Genomic DNA, 11,598 nt, shown 5'->3' on the forward strand with positions numbered 1-11,598 from the left:
CAAGACGATCAAGTGTACAATTATCCATGAACAAAACTTCTTTCTATTTTCGTCATTTAGACGTATTGGATTTGGGGAGACAAGGTGTAGTGGCCTTGTCTCTTTTTTTATAATAATACAAAAAACAAAAAAACTGGTACAGATAGTAAAATTTCTCTATCAGTACCAGATATTATAGAACTGAAAGAGAAACTCTATCCTTAAGGTAGGGTTTCTTTTTTGCCTTACAAACCTTGTTTTAACAGTTTGGTCAAAGTTGGTGAGTGTTTTATTGGCATCAAATTTTAGTTTCGGTATAATAGGTTGAGTAGAAGAAAAATAACAGCAATTTTGGAGAAAGGATAGTCTAGATGAACAATGAGGATATGACCACCGCAGTGCAAGAGGCACTGGGCGAGGCTCGGCAAATTGCAGTAACCCGCAAACACCAGGAAATTGATGTTGCTCACCTATTTAAGTTCATGGTGCAGCCGGGCGAATTTGCTGCAGATGTCTATCAGAAGGCGGGAATAAATGTCACTTCTTTCGATCAGGAAATCGACCGCCAGCTGGATTCGATCGCGGTGGTTTCCGGTAGTGTAACTTACGGCCAAAATATCAGTCGCAATTTATTACAGTTACTGCAGCAGGCTGAACAAGTCAAAAGTAAATTCGGTGATGAATACATTGCTTTAGACACTTTGCTGCTGGCACTCATGGAATTAAAATATCATCCGCTCACTGAATATTTGGTCCAGCAGGGATTGAATAAAAAAAAGCTGGGGAAAGTGATTGAAGATTTAAGAGGTGGAGACCGCGTGACATCTAAAGACCAAGAATCTCAGTATCAAGCATTAGAAAAGTATGGTATCGACCTGGTCAAAGAAGCCAGGACAGGCAAGCAGGATCCCATTATCGGCCGAGATGAAGAAGTTCGTGACGTGATCAGGATCTTGTCTCGCAAAACAAAGAATAACCCCGTCTTGATCGGTGAACCCGGTGTCGGGAAAACTGCGATTGTCGAAGGTTTGGCACAAAGGATCGTAAAAAAAGATGTTCCAGCCAATTTAAAAGACAAGACGATTTTTTCCTTGGATATGGGATCTTTGATCGCTGGTGCTAAATATCGCGGCGAATTTGAAGAACGGTTAAAAGCTGTCTTGAAAGAGGTCACCAAAAGTGAAGGCCGGATCATCTTGTTCATCGATGAGATCCATACGATCGTTGGTGCAGGAAAAACTGAGGGAAGTATGGATGCGGGCAACATTCTAAAGCCTTTGCTGGCACGCGGCGAACTGCATCTGATCGGAGCAACGACCCTTGACGAATATCGCGAGAATATCGAAAAAGATAAAGCTTTAGAGCGTCGTTTCCAAAAAGTTCTTGTTCAAGAGCCTTCTGTTGAAGACACCATTGCGATCTTGCGGGGATTAAGGGAAAGATACGAGATCCACCATGGAGTTAAAATCCACGATAGTGCTTTAGTGGCGGCAGCAACACTCTCTAACCGTTATATTACAGATCGTTTTCTACCGGACAAGGCACTTGATTTGGTAGATGAAGCTTGTGCTGAGATCAGAGTTGAGATGAATTCCGTGCCAACTGAACTTGATCAAGTACAACGTACTGTGATGCGCTTAGAAATCGAAGAAGCGGCACTAAAAAAAGAGACAGACTCAGCTTCTCAAAAGCGTCTGGCTGAAGTTCAGCAAGAATTAGCAGAACAGCATGAAAAAAATAACCAGCTGAAAATGCGCTGGGAGAGTGAAAAAGAAGATATTCAACGAGTCAGCAAGAAGAAGGCCGAAATCGACCAGGCCAAATACCAGCTTGCTGACGCTGAAAGCAACTATGATTTGGAAAAAGCTGCTAAACTGCAGCACGGCACGATCCCGCGCCTGGAAAAAGAGCTGTCAGCGTTGGAAAAAAATGACCGTCCTTCAGACTGGCTGGTTGAAGAATCAGTCACAGAAAATGAAATTGCGGCAGTTGTCAGCCGTTCAACTGGGATCCCGGTCGCTAAATTAGTTGAAGGCGAACGACAAAAATTATTGCATCTCGCCGATAGTTTGCATCAACGCGTCATCGGCCAAGATCAAGCAGTCACCGCGATCTCTGATGCTGTTTTGCGTTCACGTGCCGGCTTGCAGGATCCTTCCAAGCCTTTGGGTTCATTTATGTTTTTAGGTCCCACTGGCGTCGGTAAAACCGAACTGGCTAAGGCACTGGCTGAAAATCTTTTCGACTCTGAAAAACACATGGTACGACTTGACATGAGTGAATATATGGATAAAATCTCTGTAAGTCGGCTGGTGGGGGCAGCTCCAGGCTATGTTGGATATGAAGAAGGAGGTCAGTTAACCGAAGCAGTTCGGCGCAATCCATACACGATCATTTTGCTGGATGAAGTTGAAAAAGCTCACCCGGATGTCTTTAACCTTTTGCTGCAGGTTCTAGACGATGGTCGATTGACTGATGGACAAGGAAGGACCGTTGACTTTAAAAACACTATTTTGATCATGACCTCTAATCTGGGCTCAGATATTTTATTGGATCAAGTCCAAGCCAACGGAGTAATTTCACCAGAAACTCGTCGATCTGTGATGCAATTGACTCGCTCGCACTTTAAACCAGAGTTTCTCAACCGGATCGATGGTATTATTATGTTTACTCCGTTGACATTAGCCGCGATCGAGAAAATTGTCGATAAACTGATCAACCAGCTGTCAAAAAGATTGGCAAGTAAAGAAATTTCCCTAACGATCAACGAGGATGCCAAAAAATGGTTAGCCCAAAAAGGTTATGAACCGGCATACGGTGCGCGGCCGCTGCAGCGGTTTATTACTGATCAAGTTGAAACGCCGTTGGCTAAAGAGATAATTGCAGGCAAGATCATGCCTCATTCGCGTGTTGTGATCAGCTTAGGGCAACAGGATAATTTGGTTTTTACGGCTCAAGCAAGTCAAACGGCTTAAAATAAAAAACGCTGCTCAAAGGCGGCGTTTTTTTATTGCTTGTTTTGTGATTTTGTATTTGATGTTAGCATTGGAGCAAGTAAATTCATGACGATCAGACTAGTAACCATTGGGATCCCAATACTATAGGCAATGTTGAATTCTGCACCTGTCAATGCGGAAACAATATACCCCAATACCAATCCGTAAATTGCACTCCAGAAAAGTAAAGTCAGCTGTTTAGCCATTTTTTTCACCTCTTATTTATAAGTAGTTTAGCACAAAAATGGAGTCAGGGACCAGTAAATTTGAAAAATTAGGTTGTATCTAGTTGTTATGTTGTCAACTACCACGGGTTAAAACCCGTGGCTTGTAGTCGTTAGCACCCAACGAGTGCTTGCTGCAATTTCACTAGATACAGCACTGCGTCTTATGGACCGAAGTCGTTAAGCCGTCTGACATGCTACTTACCAAGTGCATTCAGCCCCCAAGTTGCCAAGGGGCTTTGTATTTACGCTAATTGATCGATTCCTTTGGCCAAAATATTATTGGCTGCATTGTGATCACGTTGATGTTTGGTGTGACATTGCGGACACTGCCAGGTTCGGTCCTTCAAAGTCAGTTTATTATTACCAGCCAATAGATACCCACACTTTGAACAAGTCTGCGTGGTGTTACGCGGATCAACTGCCACAAATATCTTGCCATAAAGTTCAGCTTTGCTTTGCAGTTGCTGCAAAAATAGCCGCCAACCAGCATCACTGATCGATAAGGCAAGGGCATGGTTCTTCAACATGTTACTGCTTCTTAACTCTTCGGCAACCAAGAAGTCGTGGTTCTTGACTAATTCAGTTGTCAAATTATGTAGAAAGTTCAGTCGTTGATGTGCCACTTTGACTTGCATTTTAGCCACGAGCAGTCGTTGTTTTTGATAATTTTTAGCGTCGCACAAAGAACGGTGCTCTTTCTTGGCTCGTAGCTGTCGGCGTGAGAGTTTACGTTTTTGCCGGTTAAGTTGTTTGAGTATTTTACGATAATAACGAGGATTAGCGACGACTGCCCCATTACTGTCAGTCAAGAAATTTTCCGTATTCAGGTCAACACCCAATTTTTTGTTGGCAAAGGTCACTTGTCCGATAAAAGGTTGGGTTGAACCTAATTGGAAACTCAAGTAAAAGCAGTCCGCACTGTCTTTAGTAATCGTCACAGTGCCAATTCTAACCACTTCACGCATCTCCCAAATTTTACTCCGGACAGCGCTAGTTCTGATGACACCAAGCTTGGGTAATTTAGCATGGTTGCGGTCCAGAAACTTGACGGTGCCATTTAGCAAAGACGGTATGGTGGCTTTGCTGCCGTATTGAGCATTAGTCTGATACTTCCAAGTATAATTTTTCTTGTGAAAGACAGGGATTCCGCTCCGGTGCACTTTACGAAAAGCTTTCCATGCTTTAGCGTAGTTTTGTTTGGCATTCGCTAAACTCAAGCTGTCAATATCTTTATGGCATAAAAACAAGTGCTCATCACTGATGTTCTTGGTCGTCTTTTTACGCTGTTCAAGTTGGTGAATTCGTTGTTGAACCGTATCGATTGGTAACTTGACTTGCTTTAACTCATATAACTCACGGCTGATCGCCACTAGTTCATTGTAGACAAAACGACTAGCGTCACTGTTACGCTTGATAATTGCTTTTTGATGGCTAGAAGGATAACAACGCGCTTTTACACCGTAATGATACGGCAGTTTTTTCATGCTCAACTTTGTCACTGCTTTCACCTGCTTCCATAAAATACTAAATATATTATATACGGATCAGGCATAAACATCAAAACATACGTTCCTTGATAATGATATTCAGAGCAGATTTCGTCACAAACAAACGATACAATGCAACAATAAGCATGCTTCATCGTACACCAAGAGCGCATTCATCCCATGACTGAAGTCACGGGATTTCTGCTCTGTTTTTAATTAAAATACTGAGTTTGCGAAGTAAAAAAAAGCAAGCTTTCTCAGCGAAAGACGATTCGAAATGGTAATCCGTTTTGAAGCTGTTTAGAGAATTGGGTATAATTAAAGTAAGTACGGCAGCTGCGAAGTTAGCTACTAACTTTAAAAGCCATTAAAAACCAGCAAGACCTGAATGCAGATCGTGCGTAACAATTTCAATGAGGTGAGCACATGTATAGTCCGCTACAAGTTATCAGCAGCTACAGTTTATTACAGAGTCCCTTAAAAATTTCGGAGCTGATCGACACTGCCAAAAAAATGGGTTATCAAGCCTTGGCATTGACAGACATCAACGTAATGTATGGGATTTTAGACTTCTATAAATTGTGCAAGCAAAATAATATTCAACCATTACTAGGACTGACTCTCCAACTGCATGACAGCACCCAGCAACAGCCGTCAAAAAATGAATTGATCTTATTTGCTAAAAACAAACTGGGCTATCAGAACTTAGTTAAACTTTCCAGTTTAAAAATGACTAAACAAGAAAATGAGCTGGCGGGAAATCAGCTCTCTTTGAGTGAAATTGAACCTTTTTTACACGAGATCATGGTGATAACACCAACCAGCCAGGGCTATCTAACTGAAGCTTTAGCCGTTAATGATTTCGAAAATGCTCAGCGCTGGCTAGCTCAGTTAAAAGCAGCTTGTGACCCTGACAGTCTTTTTGTCGGCTTAAGTTCACAAATGGACGATCAATTAGTGGTTTCTTTACGCAAATTAGCCGATAAAAGCAGCGTCAAGGTCGTTGCTGCAGCGGCAGTTAAATATTTGCGGCCGGAACAAAATTTTCAAGCTCATGTCTTACAAGCAATCGACTCTGGGACAAAAATGACTGCAACCGAATTAACCAAAAGAGTGGATGGACCGCATTATCTCAAATCTCCGCATGAATTTGCCGATGAATACCAGCAATCTGGGCTCGCTGATGCCTTCGCAAACGCACAGGAATTAATTAGTTCACTGACGGTTGAATTGGAATTTCCGCCAACTCGGTTACCAAAATTTCAAACACCCTCAGGTCTTAGTTCAAAAGATTATTTACAACAGTTATGCCAACAGGGATTAGAAAAAAGGTTACAGAACAAATCGTCTGCTTCGCGCCAAGAATATGAGGAACGCTTAAATCATGAACTAGCTGTGATCAGTCGGATGGGCTTTAATGATTATTTTTTGATCGTCTGGGATGTCACTAATTTTGCCCATGAAAATCAGATCATGATCGGTCCCGGGCGTGGGTCGGTTGCTGGTTCTCTAGTGGCGTACTGTCTGCTGATCACTGATGTTGACCCGCTGCAATATGACTTGCTCTTTGAGCGCTTTTTAAACGAAGAACGCGCGCAGATGCCTGATATCGACTTAGACATCCCGGACTTGAAACGCGGAAAAGTGATCGAATATGTTCATCAAAAATACGGTCACCGGCAAATGGCACAGATCATTACCTTCGGAACTTTAGCGGCAAAACAAGCTTTACGTGATGTCTGTCGTGTGATGGGTGCCACTTCATTTGAAATGGAACAATGGAGTAAAGCCGTGCCCGGAATACTCCATATCAGTCTGTCTCAAGCATACCAGCAGTCGCAAAAGCTGCAGAATTTAGTGGCAGACAGCCAAAAGAATGCGTTGATATTTCAGACTGCTTCTAGCCTTGAAGGTCTGCCGCGCCATTATTCTGTCCATGCAGCCGGAGTGATTTTGAGTGAGCAGCCTTTAGATGAGATCGTTCCCGTCCAGCTAGGTTCCGATCAGATGTTAATGACGCAATTTGCCAAAGATGAGGTCGAAGAGGTCGGCTTGTTGAAGATGGATTTTTTAGGCTTACGTAATCTAACGATCCTGGAAAATGCACTGCGTTTTATAGAAGTCGGCTATAATAAAAAACTAAATATTAACGAAATCAAATTGAACGATCCCAACACGTTACAGCTCTTTCAAAAGGCCAAGACCAATGGTGTTTTTCAGTTTGAGTCCGATGGGATCAAGAACGTTTTACGTAAGTTAGCTCCGACTTCTTTTGAGGACATCGCTGCAGTAAATGCTTTATACAGGCCCGGACCTATGAATAACATTGATGAATTTATTGCCCGTAAGCATGGACAAAAACGAGTCACTTATCCTGATCCAGCACTGAAGCAAATTTTGGAAGCGACCTACGGGATCATGGTCTACCAAGAACAAGTCATGCAGGTTGCATCAGCCATGGGCGGTTTTTCATTGGGTCAAGCTGACCTTTTACGCAGAGCTATGAGTAAAAAGAAGCACGATGTCATTGCGGATATGCGCGAAAAATTCATCAGCGGAGCTAAATATAAGGGATTTAAGGCGGAAAATGCAGCTAAGGTCTATGAATATATCGGTCGTTTCGGTGACTATGGATTTAACCGGTCTCATGCAGTTGCTTATTCTAAGATGGCTTTTGAACTTGCTTACATTAAATGTCATTATCCAGCTGCTTTTTACGCAGCACTACTCAATTCAGTGATCGGTTCAGACAATAAAATCAAAACGTATTTAAGTGAAGCCAAAAGTAATAAAATTATTGTGCATGCTCCTGATATCAACCTCAGCCAAAAGTATTTCATTTTAAAAGGCCAGGAGATCTATTTTGGTCTCGGCTGTATCAAGACTGTTCGACGTAATTTCGTTAAAGTCATCTTGGATGAGCGTCAAACACATGGAAGTTATCAAAATTTCAACAATTTTTTACAGCGAATGCCTGTGGAATATCTAAAAGAGGATAGTATCAAAGCTTTGATATATAGCGGCGTTTTTGATACATTTAACCCATCAAGAGCTCAAGTGTTAGCGCAACTTCCTCAGATGCTCAAAAATGCAGAATTAAGCGGGGGCAACGTTGAATTATTCGAAATGCTGGCTCCCAAGCCGGACACTGCTATTTCAGAATTAAGTTCAGAAGAGCAGCTAGAAAAAGAGAATTATTATTTGGGTGCTTTTCTTTCTGGGCACCCAGTTGAAAAATATGCCAGCTTGATTCCAATTTACCAAACGGTAAAGGTCGCACAGATCCGGCCAAATCAAAACGTTTCGACGATCCTGGCAATTAAGAAGATCAAGACTATCCGCACCAAAAAAGGCGAACAAATGGCCTTTATAACGGCGGATGACGAAACCGGAACAATTGACCTGACCCTTTTTCCGCAGCAATATCGGCAATATTCTGCAAAACTCCACGAGGGAGCTGTGATCCTAGCCAGCGGCAATACTGAAGAGCGGCAGGGTTTATCACTTTTGATTCGCATGATCAAACCAGCCAATGAATTAAAAATGCAGCGCTACTTTATTCGTTTAGAATCGGGAATTTCTGTGGAACAGAAACAAGCTTTGAAAAAAATACTAACATCTTTTCATGGAAACACGCCTGTCATCATTTTTGATACAAAATCAGATCAAAAAACATTATTGCACAAAGATTTCTGGTTAAGCGAAGATAGCGGGGCGCAAGAGGCACTGACTCAGTTGCTGGGCGCTCAAAACGTTGTTTTGCATTAATGAAAACCAATGTAAATTGCATGAAAAGTTTCATATTTTTTCGAAATAAACAAGACAAGCACAGGGAAAAGTGATAATATGAACATTGGAGAATGTAACACAACAGAAATCTTATTTTGAGGTGAAAACATGAAGCGCATTGGTATTATGACAAGTGGTGGGGACTCTCAAGGTATGAACGCTGCGATCCGAGCAGTTGCACGTTCTGCTAACTCTGCCGGCTTGGAAGCATATGGTATTAATTATGGTTACAAGGGTCTGGTTGAAGGGGACATTGAACTTTTGAACCTTGATCGACTAGACGGCATCATTAAACGAGGCGGCACGATTTTATATTCAGCTCGCTTTCCGGAATTTGCGGAAAAAGAATATCAATTAAAGGGGATCGAGCAGCTTAAAAAGGCTGGGATCGACGCTTTAGTTGTTATTGGCGGCGATGGTTCATACCATGGTGCAGAACGCTTAACACAACACGGCTTTAACTCGATCGGCATTCCAGGGACGATCGATAATGATATTCCTGGGACTGACTTTACGATCGGTTTTGATTCATCTGTTAATGTTGCCGTTGATGCGATCGATAAAATCAACGATACTGCAACATCTCATCAGAGAACCTTCATCGTTGAAGTTATGGGCCGCGGGGCTGGCGATATAGCTTTATGGGCTGGTATTGCTACTGGTGCAGACGCAATCATCGTTCCAGAACGCAAATACGATATCAAGGCAGTTGCTGACAAATTGATCAAGAACCGTGAAAACGGCAAAGATCATGGCCTGATCGTTATCGCCGAAGGTGTGATGTCAGCGCAGAAGTTTAAAGAAGAACTTGACCAATATGGTGATTTCGACAGTCGCGCCGTGACGTTAGCACATATTCAACGCGGTGGCCAGCCAACAGCAAAAGACCGTGTTTTTGCTTCTCAATTAGGCGATTATGCTGTCCGTTTATTATTAGAAGGCAAAGGCGGCTTAGCTTTGGGTGTTCATGATAATAAACTTGTTGCAACTGAGATCATCGATACTCTTGAAAACCATAAGCATCAAACCGATCTTTCTTTATTAGATTTAAATGATCGGGTAAGGTTCTAAACAACCGCAGTCGTTTTATCACACTTATTTTTGAGTTTCTAACTTTAAGGGATCAATATTACTTTTACATCCAAAAGGAGAGGTAACTTATAATGAAAAAAACCAAGATCGTAAGTACACTTGGACCTGCTAGTAATGACATTGACACAATCGTCAAATTAATTGAATCTGGAGCAAATGTTTTCCGTTTCAACTTTTCACATGGTGATCACGAAGAACATTTAGGCCGGATGAATTTAGTTACTGAAGCAGAAAAAATCACTGGCAAGATGGTTGGCCGGATGCTTGATACCAAGGGTGCCGAGATTCGGACTACTGTTCAACAAGGCGAAAACGGTAAATTGAAGTTTGAAATTGGTGATGTAGTTCGCATCTCAATGGATGATTCAATCGAAGGAACCAAGGAGAAAATTGCTGTCACATATCCTGGTTTATATGCTGATGTTCATGTTGGCGGCCATGTCTTGTTCGATGATGGCTTGATCGACATGCAGATCGAAGAAAAAGACGAAGAACACCAAGAACTCGTATGTAAAGTTTTGAATGAGGGTGTCTTAGGTTCTAAGAAGGGTGTTAACGCTCCTGGCGTTTCGATCAACCTGCCTGGGATCACTGAAAAAGATTCCGATGATATTCGTTTTGGTTTGGATCACGAGATCAACTTCATCGCTGCTTCATTTGTACGTAAACCTCAAGATGTTCTAGAGATTCGTGAACTTTTGGAAGAAAAACACATGGAACATGTTCAAATCTTTCCAAAGATCGAATCACAAGAAGGTATTGATAACTTCGATGAGATCCTCAAAGTTTCTGATGGTTTAATGGTTGCTCGTGGCGATATGGGTGTTGAGATCCCAGTTGAAAATGTTCCTTTGGTTCAAAAGAGCTTGATCAAGAAGTGTAATGCAGTCGGCAAGCCAGTTATCACTGCTACACAGATGCTTGACTCAATGCAAGAAAATCCACGTCCAACACGTGCTGAAGCATCTGACGTTGCTAATGCTGTGTTCGACGGCACAGATGCTACGATGCTCTCAGGTGAATCAGCTAATGGTGATTACCCTGTAGAATCAGTTGCAACAATGGCTCGGATCGACGTTAAGGCTGAAAATACTTTGCGTCAGCATAAGAGCTTCTCAATCAACGATTTTGATAAGACTGATGTTACTGAAGCTGTTGCCCGCTCAGTTGCCGAAACTGCTGATAACTTAAATATCAAGACGATCGTTGCAGCTACAAAATCTGGTCATACTGCACGTTTGATTTCAAAATATCGTCCAGATGCTAACATCTTGGCCGTTACTTTTGATGAAAGAACACGTCGCGGCCTTTCAGTTAACTGGGGTGTTCAACCTGTTTTAGCTGACACACCTGCTTCAACGGACGAAATGTTTGCTTTGGCAACAGAAAAAGCTCAAGAAGAAGGCTTTGCTAAAGAAGGCGACCTGATTTTGATCACCGCTGGTGTTCCAGTTGGTGAAAAAGGCACAACTAACGTGATGAAGATCCAATTGATCGGTTCAAAGATCGTTGAAGGTCAAGGTGTTGGCGATGAAACTGTAATTGGTAAGACTGTAGTTGCCAGCTCCGCTGAAGAAGCCAACAGCAAAGCTGTCGAAGGCTGCGTCTTAGTAACTAAGAACACCGATAAAGACTACTTGCCAGCTATCGAAAAAGCTTCTGCTTTGATCGTTGAAAATGGCGGTTTGACTTCTCATGCTGCAGTTGTCGGTATCTCAATGGGTATCCCTGTAGTAGTTGGTGCTCATGATGCCACTTCATTGGTATCCGAAGGTGAAGTTGTGACAGTTGATTCACGTCGCGGAATTGTTTACCATGGTGCTTCCAACGCGCTTTAATATCAGATAAATATTTAGTTTTAAGAGCATTTCCAAGCTGTTAAAAAGCTGGGCTCTTCGTCAAGTGGTACTGATGGGGAATGATATTTAAAATTTCAAAAAATTGGTATAGCTTGATCAAGCTACCTGTTCCTGAATGGGACGGGTGGCTTTTTTGATCTCTCTGCGCATATTCATGCTTAAAAAACTG

At 42.2% G+C, this 11,598-nt stretch carries 6 protein-coding genes; 4 read left to right on the forward strand and 2 right to left on the reverse strand.

The genetic code is table 11. From position 1 onward, the window contains the following. Window positions 1-350: 350 nt before the first annotated feature. Window positions 351-2,954 (forward strand): ATP-dependent chaperone ClpB, encoded by a 2,604-nt coding sequence (gene clpB / locus LFYK43_RS11295; RefSeq protein ID WP_124978364.1) that lies wholly within the window; start codon window positions 351-353, stop codon window positions 2,952-2,954. A 32-nt stretch (window positions 2,955-2,986) separates the two neighbouring features. Here clpB and LFYK43_RS11300 read toward each other — a convergent pair whose 3' ends face one another. After that, window positions 2,987-3,181: a DUF2929 family protein gene (locus tag LFYK43_RS11300; protein WP_124978366.1), complete on the reverse strand. Its 195-nt coding sequence runs from the start codon at window positions 3,179-3,181 to the stop codon at window positions 2,987-2,989. 263 nt (window positions 3,182-3,444) lie between these two features. Next, window positions 3,445-4,686 carry an RNA-guided endonuclease InsQ/TnpB family protein gene (locus LFYK43_RS11305; RefSeq protein ID WP_124978373.1) on the reverse strand — a complete coding sequence of 414 codons (1,242 nt, stop codon included), beginning with the start codon at window positions 4,684-4,686 and terminating at the stop codon, window positions 3,445-3,447. Window positions 4,687-5,115: 429 nt separating this feature from the next. Here LFYK43_RS11305 and dnaE point away from each other — a divergent pair, with 429 nt between their 5' ends. From dnaE to pyk, 3 genes are all read left to right on the forward strand, one after another. After that, a complete protein-coding gene (gene dnaE / locus LFYK43_RS11310; protein WP_124978367.1) occupies window positions 5,116-8,457 on the forward strand; it encodes a DNA polymerase III subunit alpha in 3,342 nt (1,113 codons plus the stop codon). Between the two features lie 129 nt (window positions 8,458-8,586). Next, a complete protein-coding gene (gene pfkA / locus LFYK43_RS11315) occupies window positions 8,587-9,549 on the forward strand; it encodes a 6-phosphofructokinase (RefSeq protein WP_124978369.1) in 963 nt (320 codons plus the stop codon). Between the two features lie 92 nt (window positions 9,550-9,641). Then, window positions 9,642-11,408 (forward strand): pyruvate kinase, encoded by a 1,767-nt coding sequence (gene pyk, locus LFYK43_RS11320; protein WP_124978371.1) that lies wholly within the window; start codon window positions 9,642-9,644, stop codon window positions 11,406-11,408. Window positions 11,409-11,598 lie beyond the last annotated feature (190 nt).

This window comes from Ligilactobacillus salitolerans (genome assembly GCF_003864415.1).
GTDB lineage: Bacteria > Bacillota > Bacilli > Lactobacillales > Lactobacillaceae > Ligilactobacillus > Ligilactobacillus salitolerans.

Bases quoted from the DNA above. Each gene is read 5' to 3' on its own strand.
- LFYK43_RS11300 (WP_124978366.1), bottom strand. From the start codon at position 3,181: ATGGCTAAACAGCTGACTTTACTTTTCTGGAGTGCAATTTACGGATTG.
- LFYK43_RS11305 (WP_124978373.1), bottom strand. From the start codon at position 4,686: ATGAAAAAACTGCCGTATCATTACGGTGTAAAAGCGCGTTGTTATCCT.
- dnaE (WP_124978367.1), top strand. From the start codon at position 5,116: ATGTATAGTCCGCTACAAGTTATCAGCAGCTACAGTTTATTACAGAGT.
- pyk (WP_124978371.1), top strand. From the start codon at position 9,642: ATGAAAAAAACCAAGATCGTAAGTACACTTGGACCTGCTAGTAATGAC.
- pfkA (WP_124978369.1), top strand. From the start codon at position 8,587: ATGAAGCGCATTGGTATTATGACAAGTGGTGGGGACTCTCAAGGTATG.
- clpB (WP_124978364.1), top strand. From the start codon at position 351: ATGAACAATGAGGATATGACCACCGCAGTGCAAGAGGCACTGGGCGAG.